The 18,207-nt window shown below is 64.6% G+C and carries 18 protein-coding genes; 13 read left to right on the top strand and 5 right to left on the bottom strand.

The features are described from left to right. Positions 1–48: 48 nt before the first annotated feature. Together AC1DYM_RS05275 and hutU are read left to right on the top strand one after the other, a co-directional pair. Positions 49–492, top strand: coding sequence for a hypothetical protein (locus AC1DYM_RS05275; RefSeq protein WP_477336648.1), 444 nt, complete (start codon positions 49–51; stop codon positions 490–492). A gap of 101 nt (positions 493–593) precedes the next feature. Continuing rightward, positions 594–2,267: a urocanate hydratase gene (gene hutU, locus AC1DYM_RS05270; RefSeq protein WP_477336646.1), complete on the top strand. Its 1,674-nt coding sequence runs from the start codon at positions 594–596 to the stop codon at positions 2,265–2,267. A 49-nt stretch (positions 2,268–2,316) separates the two neighbouring features. On the opposite strand, the gene msrA is transcribed toward hutU, so the two are convergent. Next, on the bottom strand, positions 2,317–2,991 hold the full coding sequence (msrA, locus tag AC1DYM_RS05265; RefSeq protein WP_477336644.1) for a peptide-methionine (S)-S-oxide reductase MsrA: 675 nt from the start codon (positions 2,989–2,991) through the stop codon (positions 2,317–2,319). A 181-nt stretch (positions 2,992–3,172) separates the two neighbouring features. Between msrA and AC1DYM_RS05260 the strand changes: the two genes are divergently transcribed. Together AC1DYM_RS05260 and AC1DYM_RS05255 are read left to right on the top strand one after the other, a co-directional pair. Then, entirely contained in the window at positions 3,173–4,405 is a 1,233-nt protein-coding gene (locus tag AC1DYM_RS05260) for an HD-GYP domain-containing protein (RefSeq protein WP_477336642.1), read from the top strand. Then, the gene (locus AC1DYM_RS05255) at positions 4,402–5,655 is read left to right on the top strand and encodes a putative bifunctional diguanylate cyclase/phosphodiesterase (protein WP_477336640.1); all 1,254 of its coding nucleotides are present in this window, start codon (positions 4,402–4,404) and stop codon (positions 5,653–5,655) included. Before AC1DYM_RS05260 ends, AC1DYM_RS05255 begins: the two co-directional genes overlap by 4 nt. Positions 5,656–5,765: 110 nt before the next feature. Here the strand turns inward: AC1DYM_RS05255 and coaE are convergent, their stop codons facing one another. The 4 genes from coaE to pilB form a co-directional block, all read right to left on the bottom strand. After that, positions 5,766–6,371, bottom strand: coding sequence for a dephospho-CoA kinase (coaE, locus tag AC1DYM_RS05250; RefSeq protein WP_477336638.1), 606 nt, complete (start codon positions 6,369–6,371; stop codon positions 5,766–5,768). Further along, the gene (locus AC1DYM_RS05245) at positions 6,368–7,237 is read right to left on the bottom strand and encodes a prepilin peptidase (protein ID WP_477336636.1); all 870 of its coding nucleotides are present in this window, start codon (positions 7,235–7,237) and stop codon (positions 6,368–6,370) included. Before AC1DYM_RS05245 ends, coaE begins: the two co-directional genes overlap by 4 nt. Before the next feature lie 81 nt (positions 7,238–7,318). After that, a complete protein-coding gene (locus AC1DYM_RS05240) occupies positions 7,319–8,584 on the bottom strand; it encodes a type II secretion system F family protein (RefSeq protein ID WP_477336634.1) in 1,266 nt (421 codons plus the stop codon). A gap of 144 nt (positions 8,585–8,728) precedes the next feature. Further along, positions 8,729–10,456 carry a type IV-A pilus assembly ATPase PilB gene (pilB, locus tag AC1DYM_RS05235; RefSeq protein WP_477336632.1) on the bottom strand — a complete coding sequence of 576 codons (1,728 nt, stop codon included), beginning with the start codon at positions 10,454–10,456 and terminating at the stop codon, positions 8,729–8,731. 171 nt (positions 10,457–10,627) lie between these two features. Between pilB and AC1DYM_RS05230 the strand changes: the two genes are divergently transcribed. The 9 genes from AC1DYM_RS05230 to AC1DYM_RS05190 are packed head-to-tail and all read left to right on the top strand — an operon-like array spanning position 10,628 to position 18,207. Next, a complete protein-coding gene (locus AC1DYM_RS05230) occupies positions 10,628–11,488 on the top strand; it encodes a glycosyltransferase family 2 protein (protein ID WP_477336630.1) in 861 nt (286 codons plus the stop codon). Continuing rightward, complete coding sequence (locus tag AC1DYM_RS05225) at positions 11,478–12,485, top strand: glycosyltransferase family 2 protein (protein WP_477336628.1); 1,008 nt, start codon at positions 11,478–11,480, stop codon at positions 12,483–12,485. The genes AC1DYM_RS05230 and AC1DYM_RS05225 overlap by 11 nt, the downstream gene beginning before the upstream one ends. A 33-nt stretch (positions 12,486–12,518) precedes the next feature. Further along, the gene (rfbF, locus tag AC1DYM_RS05220) at positions 12,519–13,289 is read left to right on the top strand and encodes a glucose-1-phosphate cytidylyltransferase (protein WP_477336626.1); all 771 of its coding nucleotides are present in this window, start codon (positions 12,519–12,521) and stop codon (positions 13,287–13,289) included. Next, positions 13,274–14,365: a CDP-glucose 4,6-dehydratase gene (gene rfbG / locus AC1DYM_RS05215; protein WP_477336624.1), complete on the top strand. Its 1,092-nt coding sequence runs from the start codon at positions 13,274–13,276 to the stop codon at positions 14,363–14,365. Before rfbF ends, rfbG begins: the two co-directional genes overlap by 16 nt. Further along, complete coding sequence (locus tag AC1DYM_RS05210; protein WP_477336622.1) at positions 14,355–14,921, top strand: dTDP-4-dehydrorhamnose 3,5-epimerase family protein; 567 nt, start codon at positions 14,355–14,357, stop codon at positions 14,919–14,921. Before rfbG ends, AC1DYM_RS05210 begins: the two co-directional genes overlap by 11 nt. Next, entirely contained in the window at positions 14,918–16,150 is a 1,233-nt protein-coding gene (locus AC1DYM_RS05205) for a methyltransferase domain-containing protein (protein WP_477336620.1), read from the top strand. The genes AC1DYM_RS05210 and AC1DYM_RS05205 overlap by 4 nt, the downstream gene beginning before the upstream one ends. Continuing rightward, on the top strand, positions 16,147–16,635 hold the full coding sequence (locus AC1DYM_RS05200; protein WP_477336618.1) for an acyltransferase: 489 nt from the start codon (positions 16,147–16,149) through the stop codon (positions 16,633–16,635). The genes AC1DYM_RS05205 and AC1DYM_RS05200 overlap by 4 nt, the downstream gene beginning before the upstream one ends. Next, positions 16,632–17,444, top strand: a complete 813-nt coding sequence (locus AC1DYM_RS05195; protein ID WP_477336616.1) for an NAD-dependent epimerase/dehydratase family protein — start codon at positions 16,632–16,634, stop codon at positions 17,442–17,444. Before AC1DYM_RS05200 ends, AC1DYM_RS05195 begins: the two co-directional genes overlap by 4 nt. After that, positions 17,437–18,207: a cephalosporin hydroxylase family protein gene (locus AC1DYM_RS05190; protein ID WP_477336614.1), complete on the top strand. Its 771-nt coding sequence runs from the start codon at positions 17,437–17,439 to the stop codon at positions 18,205–18,207. Before AC1DYM_RS05195 ends, AC1DYM_RS05190 begins: the two co-directional genes overlap by 8 nt.

The raw sequence follows: 18,207 nt of genomic DNA, 5'->3' as shown, positions 1-18,207 counted from the left end.
ACGTAGGCTCTATATATCCAGGCAATCCGCCCATGATGGACGAGTCCCATGACCAATTCATCTCACAAGATCTTGCTGTTCGTTCTTGCGACTGCCATGCCACTGACGGCGTTGGCGCAAACCCAGCCGCAGCCCGCGCGAGCAGCGGCTCCCGCGGCCCGTCCGGCCCCGCCTGCGGCGGTCGCGCGGCCTGTCGTCGCCACGCCCTCGCACACCCAGCAGTTCCAGCAGCAGGTGAATCGCCAGCAGGTGATCAACCAGCAGAACCAGAACGCCGTGCAGCAACAGTTGCGCCAGAACAACATGAGCCAACAACGCAGCACCGCGACGGATCCGGCCCTGCGTACTCAGCTGGACAACGCCGATCGCGCCCAGCAGCAGACCTACCAGGCCCAGCAGGACGCCAACGTACGGCGTGACCAGACGGTGCCGCGGGTGCGCGGCACGACCCAGCGGGGCGCGCCGGCCAGCTCGGGCTCTGCAGGGCACTAACCCGCAGGCTACTAACGCGTTGTTTGCTGCGACGCGGCTGGCGAGGTGCCGTGGAGGAAGCCCATAATCGGCGATTCCCCTGGATCGACGGAGCCTCCCCGATGACGGCCTTCACGCGCATCGACACGACCCGCACCGTCCGCGCACCGCGCGGCACTGAACTCTCCTGCCGCAGCTGGCTGACGGAAGCGCCGTTCCGCATGCTGCAGAACAACCTGGACCCCGAGGTGGCCGAGAACCCGGCCGAACTCGTGGTCTATGGCGGGATCGGTCGCGCCGCGCGCAACTGGGAATGCTTCGACGCCATTCTCAAGGCGCTGCGCGAACTGCGCGATGACGAAACGCTGCTCATCCAGTCCGGCAAGCCGGTCGGCGTCTTTCCGTCGCACCCGGACGCGCCGCGCGTCCTCCTGGCCAATTCCAACCTCGTGCCGGCCTGGGCGAACTGGGAGCATTTCAACGAGCTCGATCGCAAGGGCCTGATGATGTACGGCCAGATGACGGCCGGTTCGTGGATCTACATCGGCTCGCAGGGCATCGTCCAGGGTACCTACGAGACCTTTGTCGAGATGGGCCGTCAGCACTACGGCGGCAGTCTCGCCGGTCGCTGGATCCTCACCGCCGGCCTCGGCGGCATGGGCGGCGCGCAGCCGCTGGCCGCGAGCTTGGCCGGCGCGTCGTCGCTGACCATCGAATGCCAGCAGAGCCGCATCGATTTCCGCCTGAAGACCCGCTACGTGGACGAGCAGGCAACGGATCTGGACGACGCGCTGGCGCGCCTGGACCGTTACGCGAAAGAAGGCCGAGCCGTCTCCGTCGCCCTGCTGGGCAACGCGGCCGACGTGCTGCCGGAGCTGGTACGTCGYGGCGTTCGCCCGGATGCCGTCACCGACCAGACCAGTGCGCACGACCCGGTCAACGGTTACCTGCCGTCCGGCTGGACGGTGGACGAGTGGTTCGAGCGCCGCAAGTCCGATCCGGCCGGCACCTCGCACGCGGCCAAGCAATCCATGCGCAAGCATGTCGAGGCGATGCTGGCCTTCCACGCCATGGGCGTGCCGACCTTCGACTACGGCAACAACATCCGCCAGATGGCCAAGGACGAGGGCCTCACCGAAGCCTTCGCCTTCCCGGGCTTCGTGCCGGCCTTCGTCCGCCCGCTGTTCTGCCGTGGTGTCGGTCCGTTCCGCTGGGTGGCGCTGTCCGGCGATCCGGAAGACATCTACAAGACCGACGCCAAGGTGAAGGAGCTGATCCCCGACGATCCTCACCTGCATCGCTGGCTCGACATGGCGAGCGAGCGCATCGCCTTCCAAGGGCTACCGGCGCGTATCTGCTGGGTCGGCCTCGGCCAGCGCCATCGTCTCGCCCTGGCGTTCAATGAAATGGTCCGCAATGGCGAGCTCAAGGCGCCGATCGTGATCGGCCGCGATCACCTCGACTCCGGCTCGGTGGCCAGCCCCAACCGCGAAACCGAGTCCATGCGCGACGGCAGCGACGCCGTCAGCGACTGGCCGCTGCTCAACGCCATGCTCAACGTGGCTGGCGGCGCGACCTGGGTCAGCCTGCATCACGGCGGCGGCGTCGGCATGGGTTACAGCCAGCACAGCGGCGTGGTCATCGTCGCCGACGGCAGCGAAGCAGCCGACAAGCGGCTGGCGCGCGTGCTGTGGAACGACCCCGGCACCGGCGTCATGCGCCATGCGGACGCCGGCTACGAGGATGCGATCGCTTGCGCGAAGGAGCAGGGGCTGAACCTGCCAATGGTGGGGTAAAGCATCGGCTCCCGGTAGGAGCCGATTCATCGGCGAACGGGTGCTAGCCTCAGCGCCCGTTAGCCCAAGTCGCCACATACCGCTCCGGATAAATCCGCTCCAACGCCAGCACCTTCGGCCGGTCATTGATCGCGATGTACATCGCGTCCGGATTCAGCCGCATATAGTCCTGATGCTCGTCCTCGGCCAGGTAAAACCCCTTCAACGGGGCGACCTGGGTGACGATCGGCGCGGAAAACGCGTGGGCCGCCGTCAGCTGGGCGACGTACGCATCGGCCACCTTCTTCTGCTCAGGCGTGGCATAGAACACGGCCGACCGGTACTGCGTGCCGGAATCCGGGCCCTGGCGGTTGAGCAGGGTGGGATCCTGGGCGACCGAGAAGAACACCTGGAGCAACTGGCCATAGGTGACCTGGGCAGGGTCGTACACCACGCGTACCGACTCGGCGTGGCCGGTGTCGCCATCGCTCACGTCGTCGTAGTTCGCGTGGGCGGCGTCGCCCCCCGAATACCCGTTGCGGACGCTCTTCACGCCCTTGACGTGCTGGAATACGCCTTCGACACCCCAGAAACAGCCGCCGGCGAACACGGCCGTGGCTTCGCCAGGCGCCGCGGCGGCGTCGACCGTGGGCGCGGGAAGGCGAACACCCTCGTCACGGGCGGAGGCGGCCGAGCAGGCCGTGAGCGCGATCAGGAGCGGGGCGAGCAGGGAGCGACGGTTCATGCGGATCTCCGAGGGAGGGGGCCTGCTGAATGAGACCGGGCGAGTCACAGTAATCTGACACGCATCCCCGCTACAGTTACCGAGGCCCCGGCCGATATAGGACCGACGACCGTGGGTTGGCTGACCTGGCGCGGATTCGGCAAAATGGCGCGCTTTGTTTGGCAAAGGAGGCGGGGGAAACGTGGCGTACGACCTGGTAGAGAGACGCGTGTTCGTGACCGATCTGGAGATCGGCATGTACGTGAGCCGTCTCGATTGTGATTGGTCGGACACGCCCTTTCCGTTGCAGGGGGTGCCGATCGCCTCTCGAGAAGACATCGAGGCGCTGCGGCGCTTCTGCAAGTACGTGTTCGTCGACCTGCACCGCCGCGTCACGCCAGCCCACGTCACGACCGCCGTCCCGGTGCGCGCCGCGATGCCGCGCCCGGCCCTGAACACCCGCCTGGTCACCCGGCACAGCTACACCGACACTGCCTCCTTCGATGACGAGATGCCGCGCGCGCGGGAGGCTTTCGACACGGTCGCGAGCTTCGCCGAACGTATCGTCGAGGACCTCCAGGCCGGCCGGGCCATCGATCAGGGCGCCGTCGAGAGTGCCGTGCGCCCGATGGTCGAGAGCGTGCTGCGCAGTGGCGACGCTTTCTTCTGGATGCAGAGCCTGCGCAAGCGCGACAGCTACACCTACCAGCATGCCGTCGGCTGCAGCACCCTGGCCGCCGCCTTTGGCCGGCACATGGGCTTCACCGGTGACGCCATTGTCAGCCTCGCTGCCGGTGGCTTGCTGATGGACGTGGGTAAGTCGCAGCTGCCCGAAGAGATGCTCGAGCGAGGCGGCCCGCTCAACGACGCCGAATGGGAACTCGCGCGCCAGCACGTGAAGGAGGGTGTGGCCATCCTCGACCACTCCGGCGTCGTCGACATGGAAGTGCGCGACATGGTGCTCACCCATCACGAGCGCTACGACGGCAGCGGTTACCCCCATGGCCTGGCCGGGACGGCTATTCCGCTCGCCGGGCGCATGGCGGCGATCATCGATACCTACCACGCCATGTCGACGCCGCGGCCCTACCGTCCGGCGGTGTCGCAGCACCTTGCGATCCGGCAAATCTATTCCGGTCGCGACCGCGAATTCCAGGGTGAGCTGGTGGAGCAGTTCCAGGCCTGCCTGGGTGTGTATCCTACCGGCTCGCTGGTGGAGCTCAATACCGGCGAAGTGGCCATCGTCATGGTGCAGAACCAGGCACGTCGCCTGCAACCGCGCGTGGCGATCCTTACCCGCACCGACAAGAACCACCTCGACGAGTTCATGATTGTCGACCTTATGCGCCAGACCGACGGCGTACGTCGCGAGATACTTCGCACACTAGCCGCCGGCAGTTACGGCATCGAACCCAGGGAGTATTTCCTGTCATGACCAGCGAGCGGTCACACATCCTGCCCGCCGTCCAGGCCATCCTCGACCGCACGGCCAACGCCGAGGGCATGTGCGGCATCCTGGTCATTCGCCTGCAGGGCATTCGCGAGGCGCAGCTCCGCTTCGGTTTCGAGTTCGGCAGCCAGATCATGCTCGCGGCCCGCGAACGGATCGTCGAGGCCGTGCGCCATGTCGACAAGATCTTCGTCGCCGGCGACGACACCTTCGTGGCCGTGCTCCCCTCCATTCGCAATCGCACGCATGCCCTGCTGGCCGCCACGCGCATCGTCGGTGCCTTCGACAGCCCGCTGCTGCGCGGCGAGCGTCCCTGGCATGGCCGCGCGGTGATCGGTGTGACGCTGTACTCCGAGCACGGCACCACGGCGGAGCTGCTCTACCGACGTGCCGAGCTCGCGCACGACGAGGCGCTCCGCGTCGGCGAACCGTTTGCGGTCTATCAGCAAGACGTCACGCCGATCGAAATTCTTTACGGCGAACTGCGCGAAGACATCGAAGCCAACCGCTTGCACGTGGCCTTCCAGCCACTGTGCGACTTGCGGACGGGCGAAGTGGTGCGTGTGGAATCGCTGGCGCGCTGGAATACGCGCTCCGGTGTCGAAGTCGCGCCGGGCGACTTCGTCCCCTTCGCCGAGCGCAGCGACCTCATCGTCCAACTGACCCGCTGGAGCCTCAACGCCTCGTTGCGTCACACGGCGGCGCTTCACCGTGGCGGCTGTCCGCTCGACGTGGCAATCAACCTTTCCCCGCGCGTCTTCGTCGAGCAGGGCTTTGCCGAGCACATGCTCGGCGCGCTGGAAATCTGGGGCGTACCGCCGGAATCGGCGATCATCGAGATCACCGAGACCGCACTTCTCACCGACCTCGACATGAGCGTGCGCGTGCTGCGCCGCCTGCGCGACCACGGTGTGCGCGTGGCCATCGACGACTTCGGTACGGGCTATGCCTCGTTCGCCTACCTGCGCCACTTCCCGGCGACCGAGCTGAAGATCGATCGCACCTTCGTCGACGCGATGATCGGCGACCGCCGTACCGAGCTGCTCGTCCAGGCGATGATCGACGTCGCCCATCGCCTCGGCCTGGAGGCTGTGGCGGAAGGCGTGGAGAACGAGGAGACCCTGCGTCGCCTGGTCGAGATGGACTGCGATCTTGTCCAGGGTTACCACATCGGTCGCCCGGTGCTGGCCGAGACCTTCGTCGCCGAGCGCATCGCCGCCGCCTCGACGGTCTAAGCCGCCCCGCGATCGCGCACACCCGTGATCGCGCGACCCTGCTCGGTAGGGGCCGATTCATCGGCGATCTCTAACGGTGTCGCAACCTGGGATCGCCGATGAATCGGCTCCTACAGGGCAGCGAGGCCGAGGAAGCGTTGGTGCAGCTCGGCCACCTTGCCGGCGAGCTCTTGCTCGCTCCCCTCATTGAGGATCACATCGTCCGCGATCGCCAGGCGCCGCTCACGCGACGCCTGCGCCGCAATCATCTTGCGTGCCAGCGCCTCGTCGACGCCATCGCGCCGGGTGAGTCGTTCGATCTGGATCGCCTCGGGCACGTCGACGACCAGTATCCGGTCGACCCACTCGTAGTTCGCGCGGTTCTCCACCAGCAACGGTATCGAGAGAATGCAGTAGGGACCGGTGTCGGCGTGGACGGCATCGTGCAGCCACGCACGGATGCGCGGGTGAAGAATGCCCTCCAGCGTCGTCCGGGCCAGCAGGTTGTCGAACACGCGCTTACGCATGGCCGGGCGATCCAGGCGTCCTTCGCTGTCGAGCGCGTCCGTGCCGAAGGCGCGCGCAATCTCCGCCAGCGCCTCCGACCCGGGCTCGACCACCGCGCGCGCCGCGACATCCGCGTCGTAGGCGTGTACGCCGAGCGCTTCGAAGCAACGCTCCACCGAGCTCTTGCCCGAGGCGACGCCGCCGGTCAGCGCGACGACAAAGCCGCTCATCGCATCCCCGCCAGGTGCAGGTAACTACTCAAAAGCGTGTCGCCAAAGATCAGCCAGACCCAGYCGGCCGCCGCGAGGTAAGGTCCGAAAGGAATCGGCACTTCGCGCTGGTGTTTGCGGAACAGCATCAAGGCGCCGCCGACCAGCGCGCCGATCAGCGAGGACAGCATGATGATCGGCAGCAGCGCCACCGGCCCCAGCCACGCGCCCAGCGCCGCCAGCAGCTTGAAGTCGCCGTGACCCATGCCTTCCTTGCCGGTGAGCAGCTTGAATAGCCAATAGACGCTCCACAGGCTGAGGTAACCGATCAGGGCAGCGAGGATGGCCGAGGAGGGTGCGACGGGCAGTGCCTGCCAACCCGGGATAAGGGCGAGGCCAAGGCCGATCCAGAGCAGGGGGTAATTGAGTTCGTCCGGCAGGTACTGGGTTCGTGCGTCGATGCCGGACAGGGCGATCAGGAAGTACGTCATGGTCAGGGCGGCCAGGGCGCCGATGGTCGGTCCGAATCGCCACACCACGACAGCGCTGGCGACACCCGCCAGCAGTTCCACCAGGGGGTACTGCGCTGAAATCGGTTCACGGCAATAGCGGCAACGGCCGCGCAGCATCAGCCAGCCGAACAGCGGAATGTTGTCGCGTGCGGCGAGGGCGTGCTTGCACTTGGGGCAGTGCGAGCCTTCGACCACGATGCCCGGCGGGCGGGGTTCCTCGGGAGCATCGATCTCGAGCACCTCGCGCGCCTGCTTGCGCCAGTCAGCCTGCATGCGCTCGGGCACGCGCAGGATGACGACGTTGAGGAAGCTGCCAAAGGCGAGGCCGAAGACACCGGCGACACCGATCCAGAAGGCGAGGGGATAATCGAGCATGGGCAATCCGTGATCCAAGAAAAAACCCTCCGCCCGCGAGGGCGAAGGGTTCCTATTGTGCATGGCGCAGGGGCGGAGAGGTCAGACCGTGCCGGCCAGCTTGAAGATCGGCAGGTAGAGCGAGATCACCATGCCGCCGACGAGGACGCCCAGGACGACCATGATGAACGGCTCGAGCAGGCTGGCGAGGGTGTCCACCGCGGTTTCCACTTCGGCCTCGTAGAACTCGGCCACCTTGAACAGCATATGGTCGAGCGAGCCGGACTCCTCGCCGATCGCGGTCATCTGCACCACCATGTTCGGGAACAGGTTGGTCTGGCGCATGGCCAGCTGCAACTGGTGGCCGACGGCGATGTCGTCACGCATCTGCTTCACGGCATCGCCGTAAACGACACTGCCCGTCGCGCCGGAAACGGCATCCAGCGCTTCCACCAGCGGCACACCCGCATGGAAGGTCACGCCCAGGGTGCGCGCGAACCGCGAAATGGCCGACTTGTTAAGGATGTCGCCGATCACCGGGATCTTCAGCGACATGCGGTCGAGGAAGTGGGCGAACTTGAGCGAACGCTTCTTGAAGAAGATGACCGAGAAAATGGATCCGACGATGCCACCGATCATCGCCCACCAGTAGGACTGGACGAACTTCGAAGCCGCCACGATGAAAGCCGTCGGCGCGGGCAGTTCCACCTTGGCTTCTTCGAAGGTCTGCTGGAAGACGGGGACGACGAACAGAAGCAGGATCATCGACACCAGGAAGGCGACGACCAGCACCATGATGGGGTAGAACAAGGCCTTCTTGATCTTGGCCTTGATGGCTTCCATGCGTTCTTTATAGGTCGCCACGGTGTCGAGTACGGTGTCGAGCACACCGGCCGACTCGCCGGCGTGGACCAGGTTGCGATAGAGCTCGTCGAACTCGACCGGGTAGAGGCCGAGGGCCTCGTGCAGTGATGAACCACCCTCGATGCTCTGGCGAATCTCCGTCAGCATGTTCTTGAAGCGGACGTTCTTCTGGCCGTTCGCGATGATCTCGAACGCCTGGACCATGGGCACGCCGGCGGCCATCATGGCGGCGATCTGGCGGCTGAAAATGGCGACGTCGCTCGGCTTGACCTTGCTCCCCGTCGAGCCGAACAAAGGCTTGGCTTTCTCCCGGACCGTCTGGGGGTTCATGCCCTGCCGACGCAGCTCGGCCTTAACGAGGGAGGCGTTCTTCGCCGTCATCTCCCCCTTCATGCGCTTGCCGCGCTTGTCGAGGGCGACCCAGTCGTACTGGATGACCTTGCTTATCTCGGCGCGCGCGGCGCCGATGGCGCGCGCGTTTTTGGTGGCGGTGGCAGTGGCCATGACGCGGTGTTCCCCCGGATTGATGCTTCAGGGCGCCGCCCCCTATCGGTCGGCCCCTGTTCTTATTCTAGTGTGAAGCTTTCGTCGTCGGTGATTCTGCCATCTGGCGCACATCTTGAGTGCGCCGAAGGGCCTGGATCGGTTTCAGTCCTTGGTGACGCGGTTAATCTCGGCCAGGCTGGTCATGCCGTTGCGGACCTTGAGCAAGGCCGACGCGCGCAGATCGTTGATGCCGTTCCGGCGGGCCACCTCGCCAATCTGCATGGCGTTGCCGCCCTCGAGGATGATCTTCTGGATGTCCTCGACCAGCGGCATGACCTGATAGATACCCACACGGCCCTTGTAGCCTTCGTTGCAGCCGTCGCAGCCAACCGCCTCATAGACCTTGAAGCCGGCGTCGATCTCTTCCTGGGTATAGCCCTCGGCAAGCAGCGCGGTCGCGGGCAGGACGATCTCGCGCTTGCAGTCGTGCAGGCGGCGAGCCAGGCGCTGAGCAATGATCAGCGTCACCGACGAAATGATGTTGTAGGGCGCGATACCCATGTTCATCAGGCGGGCGATGGTCTGCGGAGCGTCGTTGGTGTGCAGGGTGGACAGGACCATATGGCCTGTCTGCGCGGCCTTGACCGCAATCTCGGCCGTTTCCAGGTCGCGGATTTCGCCGACCATGATCACGTCCGGATCCTGGCGCAGGAAGGAGCGCAGGGCGGCGGCGAAGGTCATGCCGCGCTTGACGTTCTGCTGGACCTGGTTGATGCCTTCGACACGGATTTCGACAGGGTCTTCCACCGTGGAGATGTTGCGTCCCTCGGTGTTGAGGATGTTCAGCGCCGTGTAGAGCGACACCGTCTTACCCGAGCCGGTGGGGCCGGTGACCAGCACCATGCCGTAGGGCTTTTCGATGGCGTCGAGGTAGAGGTTCTTCTGGACCTCCTCGTAGCCGAGCTTGTCGATGCCCAGCTTGGCCGAGGAGCCGTCGAGGATACGCAGCACGATCTTCTCGCCGAACAGGGTCGGCAGGGTGCTGACGCGGAAGTCGATAGCGCGGGTCTTGGTCAGGTTGAGCTTGATGCGACCATCCTGCGGGACCCGGCGCTCGGCGATATCCAGGCCGCTCATGACCTTCAGGCGCGAGGCAAATCGATTGCCCAGCTTGATCGGTGCGGTGGCGACCACGCGCAGGATGCCGTCCATGCGCAGACGCACGCGGTAGACGGTTTCGAAAGGCTCGAAATGGATATCCGAAGCGCCACGCTTGATCGCGTCAACCAGAATCTTGTTGACGAACTTGACGACAGGAGCGTCATCACCGGCCGTTGCATCGATGCCGGACGTCGGCTCGTCGTCGCCGTCACCACCCTCCAGGGAGAGCTCATCGAGCGCGCCGTCCTCGTAACCGGCAACCTGGGAGCCCATCGAGGCGAGCGCGCCATCGATGATGCGCTTCAGCTGGCTGCGTTCGACCAGGACGGGCTCGACCATGTGGTTCGAGTGGAACTTGATCTCGTCCAGCGCGTGCGACTGCATGGGGTCGGCGATGCCGACGAACAGCCGCTTGCCGCGCTTGAACAGGGGCAGCGCCTGATGCTTGGTGATCAGTGCCTCAGTGACCAGGTCCAGCGGCATATTCGCCGCGACCATGTTCCCGATATCCATCAGGGGCATGCCGAACTCGGACGATGCGACCTGGGACAGCTTGGCACTCTCGACCAGATTCTGATCCACTAGCCAGGCCGACAGCGAGACCCGCTTCTCTGCCGCATCCTGGACCGCCTTGCGCACGTCCGCCTCGGGCAGGACGCCCTCGGTAACCAGCCGACGAGCCATGCCCGTCAGGCCCGCCAGCATCGGCGTCTGCATTTGTGAAGCCATGTTGGGTCCCGTTTCCCCGAGATACGCGACTGAATCTACTCTAGATTGTGGCTTTGGTCACGCGCTGTGGCCTGAGCGGGCGCCAGCCGCATCCGGCCTGGACGCAGCGCCGGGTGTCTCGTTTCCCGATGCGGATATCCCTTATGATTCAACGACCATCGGGGACATATCTTGAGCCGTATCAGCATTATCCTGCCCGCCAAGAACGAGGCGGCCGCACTGAAAGACCTTCTCCCCCGCCTGACAGCCGTCCAGCCGGGCGCCGAGATCATCGTGGTGGACGACGGGTCGACCGACAACACGCGCGAGGTATGCGCGGCGTCGGGAGTCCTTTGCCTTTCCTCACCCTATTCGATGGGTAATGGCGCCGCGATCAAGCGCGGCGCGCGGAAGGCGTCGGGGGAGATCCTCGTCTTTATGGACGGCGATGGACAGCATGACCCGGCCGACATCGCCCGGCTCGTGGCCCGGCTCGATGCCGGCTACGACATGGTCGTCGGCGCCCGGGATTGGGAGAGTCAGGCCGGCGTTGGCCGTGGTCTGGCCAACACGCTCTACAACTGGCTGGCGACCCGGATGACCGGTCACGTCGTCGCCGATCTCACCTCCGGCTTCCGCGCAGCGAGGGCGGAGCGCTTCCGTGAATTCATTCACCTGCTTCCCAACGGCTTCTCATACCCCACCACCAGCACCATGGCGTTCTTCCGCAGTGCTTATGGAGTGGCCTACGAGCCCATCAAGGCGGCGGAGCGGGTGGGCAAGAGCCACATCAAGCCGCTTAAGGATGGCGTGCGCTTCCTGCTCATCATCTTCAAGATCGCGACGCTGTATTCGCCATTGAAGCTGTTCGTGCCGGCCAGCTTTCTGTTTTTCGCGCTCGGGCTGGCCAACTATCTGTACACGTTCTTGACCGAAGGGCGCCTGACGAACATGTCGACCCTGATGTGGAGCGCCTCGGTCATCGTGTTCCTGATCGGCCTGGTTTCCGAGCAGATCACGTCGCTCATGTATGTGAAGAGTCGTGACGCCTGAATCCGGGACGGAGGCGCCGACATCGCGCATCCAGGTATTCATTCCGACGTTCAATCGCGCGGAGCGCCTGCGCCGTGCGATCGACAGCGTGCTCGGCCAGTCCTGGCCGGGCGTCGAGGTCGTGGTGCTCGACAACCACTCCACCGACGCGACGGCGGAGATGTTGGCTTCCCTGTATACGGATAATTCCCGGGTCCAGCACATCCGCCACGACGCGAACATCGGCATGATCGCTAACTTCAACGCCATCGCCGGCCGCATCGATGCCGACTTTTTTTCGGTCCTGACCGACGACGACACCTACGAGCCCGGCTTCGTGGCGACCGCCATGCGGCACTTCGGCCGTCATCCGGACATCGGGCTGGTCGCCTGTAATGCGCCGACCCGCGTCCATGGCGTGGTCAAAGGCAGCCAGCTCGATTATTGGGACGAGGGCTATTACCGCGCGGGGAGCGGCGTGTTTCGCTGCCTGCTTGGGCACTACCCGTTGATCACCAACTGCCTGTTTCGTCGGGACCTGCGTGATGTCTTCCACTTCTATCCGGAGATGGGGAACACGGGCGATGGCCTGATCCTGACGACCGCATTCGCATCGCACGCGGCGTATGTTTCCCGCGAGATTTCCGGTTACTGGGACAACGACGGCGACAACGCCTCGTCCCGGCAGGCGTTCGATGCGGTTCTGCTGACGTGGATCGCGCTGTTCGAGTACGACCAATATCGCCAGCTGGTACGTGACAAGCGCATGGGCCGCCGCTGGCTGCCGCTCGCGTGGCTCAAGCGCAGTCTCACCGTGCTCGTGACGGCCGACCGCTACGGATACGTGGCGCTGCGCGAGGCGACGGGCTTCGATGCCGCCTTCGGTGCCGGCACGCGACTGCTCCTGCGCGCCGCGGCGGCCCTTCGTCTGGTACGCCTGTTTACGTGGATACTTGCGCTTGCGCGACGTGCCGCCCGTCGTGACGCCGTCACCGGGAGCACTCCACATGTGCGCTGATCGCCACGCCATCACTTCGAATCGGGACAACGTATGAAAGCGGTCATCCTTGCAGGTGGACTGGGTACACGGATATCGGAAGAGACGCACCTGCGTCCGAAGCCAATGATCGAGATCGGTGGTAAGCCCGTCCTGTGGCACATCATGAAGATGTACTCGGCGCATGGCGTCAACGAGTTCATCATCTGCTGCGGGTACAAGGGCTACCTGATCAAGGAATACTTCGCGAACTACTTCCTGCATACCTCGGATGTCACGTTCGACATCGCCAACAATCGCATGGAAGTCCACGAACGCCATGCCGAGCCGTGGCGGGTGACCCTGGTCGATACGGGGGATGCCACGATGACCGGGGGACGTCTCAAGCGCGTTTCGCCTTATCTCGCGGGCGAGGAGGCGTTTTGCTTCACGTACGGCGATGGTGTGGCCGATCTCGATATCTCGGCATCCATTGCGTTTCATCGGCATCACGGCAAAGAAGCCACTGTCACCGCGGTACGTCCGCCGGGTCGCTATGGCGCCCTGCGCATGCACGGGTCGTCGGTCGCTGGGTTCACCGAAAAGCCTGACGGTGATGGCGGCTGGATCAACGGTGGGTTCTTTGTCCTGTCACCTTCCTGCCTCGATCGGATCGAGGGTGACGCGACCAGTTGGGAGGTGGGCCCGCTGAACGCGCTCGCCGCGGCCGATCAGCTCGAAGCCTTCGAACATGGCGGGTTCTGGCAGGCCATGGACACGCTGCGCGAGCGAACGCTGCTGGAGCAACTGTGGGCATCGGGTGAGGCGCCATGGAAGGTCTGGTAAACCCGCACGGCGACGCCTGGAACGGGCGCTCCGTCTTTCTTACCGGTCACACCGGGTTCAAAGGCGGCTGGCTGGCGCTCATGCTTCATGCGCTCGGCGCACGCGTGCACGGCTACGCCCTTGATCCCGACCCGGGCCCGTCAATGTTCGATGTCGCCAGCATCCGGCATGGGCTCGCGAGCGACACGCGCGCGGATCTTGCCGATCGCGGACGACTTGCCGAAGCCTTGGTGGCGGCCGAGCCGGACATCATCCTGCATCTCGCCGCGCAGCCACTGGTTCGCGAGAGCTATGTCCGCCCGGTGGATACCTTCGCGACGAACGTGATGGGTACGGTGCACCTGCTCGAAGCGGCACGGTCCCTGCCGGGCGTTCGGGCCATCGTGGTGGTCACCACGGACAAGGTCTACGCCAACGACGGGGCGGGCCGGCCTTTTGTAGAAGGCCACGCCCTGGGCGGCGATGACCCTTACAGTGCCAGCAAGGCGGCTGCCGAGCTGGTCACTGCCAGCTACCGTCACAGTTTCTTCCGCGCGGGCCATGGCCCGAACATCGCCACGGCCCGTGCCGGCAACGTGATCGGCGGCGGCGACTGGGCCACGGCCCGCCTCGTCCCGGACTGCATGCGCGCCTTCGCGCAGCGTGAGCCCGTGCACCTGCGTTTCCCCGCGGCAAGTCGGCCGTGGCAGCACGTTCTGGAACCACTTGCTGGGTACCTGGTCCTTGCCGAAAGGCTGGCCGGCGCAAACGCAGCACACGCCGCCCGTGCCTGGAATTTTGGCCCGCGTCCGGACGACGAGGCGACGGTCGGCGACGTCGCCCGGCGCCTTGCTGTCATGTGGGGTGACGGGGCGAGCGTCGAACTCGACGACGGCCCACAACCTCACGAAGCCGGCCTGCTGGCGCTGGACAGCGGCGCTGTGACCCGCGAGCTGGGCTGGCAACCCCGCTGGTCGCTGGATCAGGCGCTCGATGCGACGGTGGCATGGCAACGGCGCTGGCTTGCCGGTGACGACATGAAGCGCGTGTCGCAGGCCCATATCGCTGCGTACCTGGGGGGCTCTGATGTCCGGTAATCGGTTTCTTGTCATCGCGGAGCCACTGCCGTCGTTGCGCGTGTTCGAACGCCAGCCGATCGGCGATGCGCGCGGCATGCTGGAGCGGCTCTACGATGACGATGGGCTCGAGGGCCTCCTTGGGGTATCGCGCGTCGCGCAGGTAAACCGTACGCTGACCTCGGCACGCGGCACGCTCCGCGGCATGCACTTCCAGCGCGATCCGTATGCCGAAGTCAAGATCGTCCATTGCGTCCGGGGCGCGGTTTTCGATGTGGTGGTCGACATCCGTCCCGCGTCGCCGACCTTTCTTCAATGGCACGGCGAGATATTGAGCGCACAGAACAAACGCTTCATGCGCGTCCCCGAGGGGTTCGCGCATGGCTTCCAGACCCTCGACGACGACTGCGAAATGATCTACGTGCACAGCCAGGCCTATCGACCGGACGCGGAAGCGGGAGTCCACCCCTGCGATCCAGCGGTCGGCATTTCGTGGCCTCTCGACATCACCCTGCTGTCCGAGCGTGACGCGGGGCATCCGCCGATTGCCGAACGTTTCAAAGGAGTCCCGCCGTGAAGTGCCGGCACTGTGGTGAGCCGCTCACCGAAACCCTGATCGACCTCGGTAGCGCGCCGCCGTCGAACGCGTATCTTTCCTTCGAGGCGCTCAAGCGACCGGAGAAATGGTTTCCGCTGACGGTCCTTGTTTGCTCTGTCTGCCGGCTCGTGCAGACCGAGGATTTCGCCGAGGCGCACGAACTGTTCGATGCCGAGTACGCATACTTCAGCGGTTTTTCGACCAGCTGGCTGGCGCACTGCGAGCGCTACGCGGACGCCATGCAGGCACGCTTCCGCATTGGCAGCGATTCATTCGTAGTGGAGGTCGCCGCCAACGATGGTTCGCTGCTGGGCTTCTTCCACGATCGGGGCGTGCCTTGCCTGGGTATCGAGCCGACGGCAAGCACGGCCATCGCCGCACGCGCTCGGGGCCTGCGTATTGCCGAAGTTTTCTTCGGCGTGGCGCAGGCGACGGCGCTAGTTGCCGAAGGGCCCCGCGCCACCCTGATGGCGGCGAACAATGTGCTCGCCCACGTGCCGGACATCAACGATTTCGTCGGCGGGTTCACCGTGCTGCTCGCCGACGATGGCGTGGCAACTTTCGAGTTTCCGCACCTGCTGAACCTGGTCCGTGAGCGCCAGTTCGATACCATTTACCACGAGCACTATTCCTATTTGTCCCTGCTTGCCGTCGAGCGCGTGTTTCGCAGCAATGGCCTGGATGTGTTCGATGTGGAAGAGCTGCCGACACACGGCGGCAGCCTGCGTGTCTTCGCTCAGCGAACGGCGACAGGGAATCGTCCGGTAACCACGAATGTGGCCCGGGTGATTGATGGCGAGCTGAAGGCAGGCATGGACGACGACGTTTTCTACCGCGATTTCCAGTCCGTGGCGGAAAGTGTGAAGGACGGCTTCGTGTCGTTTCTGATCGAGGCGCGCCGGCAGGGCAAGACCGTGGCAGCGTACGGTGCCGCGGCCAAGGGCAACACACTGATCAATTTCGCGGGCGTCCGCCCGGATCTCATCGACTTCGTCGTCGATCGCAACCCTCACAAGCAGGGGCGCTATCTCCCAGGCAGCCGCATACCGATCGTCGGTGAAGACGTCCTCCGAACACGTCGTCCGGACTACCTCGTTCTCCTGCCATGGAACCTGCGTACGGAGCTTTCGGCCCAATTGTCTTACGTTCGTGAGTGGGGCGGCAGATTCGTTACCGCCATTCCGGCTCTGAGCGTGTTCGACGCATGATCATCATCGACCCATCCGCGCGCGTGTCGGCGCTGGCCGACATCGAGGATTCCGTGCGCGGTACCCGAATCGTCGTGGGCCCCCGCGTGACGATCGATGCGTTCGTCAAGATCAAGCCAGCCGGCGGCTCGGGCGACGTCGTGATTGGTGCTGGCAGCACGATCAATGCAGGCTGCGTGTTGTACTCCGGCAATGGCATCACGATCGGCGAGAACGTCGCAGTTGCCGCCAACTGCACCTTCGCACCCGTCAATCACGCGTATGCCGATCGTAACGTGCCAATCGTATCCCAGGGTTTCGGTCCATCCAAAGGCGGCCTGATCATCGGCGACGATGTCTGGATCGGGGCGAACTGCGTCTTGCTCGATGGTGCCCGGATTGGCCAGGGCTGCGTGATCGCGGCCGCCTCAGTGGTACGCGGGGAGTTGGAGCCCTACGGCATCTACGGCGGCAATCCACTGCGGTTGATGGGGCAGCGCACGTGAAGTTCACGATCTTCGGTGCGGGCGGATTCATCGGAGGTGCGCTTGTCCAGGCGCTGCGGGCCGATGGCGCGGATGTCGTCGCCCTGTCGCGCGACGATAAAATCCCCTCCGGACCGATGGGGCACATTATCTATGCCATCGGCATCACCGCCGATTTCCGCGAGCGTCCGTTCGAGACGCTACAGGCCCATGTCACACTGCCGGCCCGACTGCTTCGCGAGTGCGAATTCAGCTCTTTCCTCTACCTGTCGTCGACACGGATCTACCGCCATGCGTCCGACACCACGGAGGAGGCGGCGATCAGCGTGCAGCCCGCCGATCCCGAAGACCTCTACGACCTCACCAAGCTTATGGGCGAAGCGATCTGTCATCGCTCGCGACGCGACAAGGTTCGGGTGGCCCGGCTATCGAACGTGATTGGCGAAGATTTTCGTTCGACCAACTTTGTGTTCGACCTGATTCGTGCCGCGTGGCGAGACGGATCGGTGCAGCTGCGATCAGCCCTGAATTCCTCCAAGGATTACATCCTGGTCGAGGATGTCGTGCGTATGCTTTCACGGATCGCCGTGGAGGGTACAGCCTCCTGCTATAACCTCGCGTCCGGCATCAACCTGAAACATGCGGAAGTGCTCGCTCCGATCCTTCAGGTTTCAGGCGCGACGGTCGACGTCGCCGCCGATGCTGCAACCACCATGGCGCCACCCATCGATATCACCCGCTTGCGGACGGAGTTCGGCTTCGAGCCGCTTTCCGTGCCGCCCGCGCTCGCATCACTGACCCAAACGTTCGGAAGATCCTTCAATGCTTAAAATCGATATGGAACGCGGCCTCGTGCAGATCGAAGGCGCGGACGGCACAACGGAAATGGCCATCGGCTCGCCCGACGCGTTTCGCGCGATCACCAAGGCTTGGCTGCGCAGTGGATGGGACGCCAAGTACGTCTACGGATTCAGCTGGATGGGTCGGCCGATCATCCAGCTGCCGGAGGACATGATCCGCATCCAGGAGCTTATCTACGCCCTGCGTCCGGACGTGGTCCTGGAAACCGGAATCGCGCACGGCGGCAGCCTCATCTTCTACGCCGGCCTCATGGCCGCGATGAATCATGGTCGGGTGATCGGTGTCGACATCGAGATCCGTCCGCACAATCGCGCTGCCATCGAGGCGCATGAGATGGTCAGCCGCATCGAGATGATCGAAGGCTCGTCGGTCGATCCGGCCATCGTGGCGGACGTCCGATCGCGCATCCGCACGGGCGAGAAAGTGCTCGTGCTGCTGGACTCGAACCACACACGCCAGCACGTACTTGACGAGCTTCGTGCCTATGGCGATATGGTCTCGGAAGGCTCGTACATCGTGGCCTGCGACGGCATCATGCAGGACGTCGTCGGTGGCGAGCGCACGTCGCCGGACTGGGATACCAACAATCCCCAATATGCCGTGCAGGATTTCCTGGCAGAGCGCCCGGACTTCGTGCTCGAGGAGCCCACGTTCCCGTTCAACGAAGGGCGCATTCAGGAGCGCGTGACTTACTGGCCGAACGCCTACCTGCGCCGCATCGCGACGCGCTGA

The sequence above is a fragment of the Luteibacter sp. P1_D3 genome (assembly GCF_056406135.1).
The sequence above is the reverse complement of the archived record's forward strand: the minus strand, read 5'-3'. Positions and strand labels throughout refer to the sequence as shown.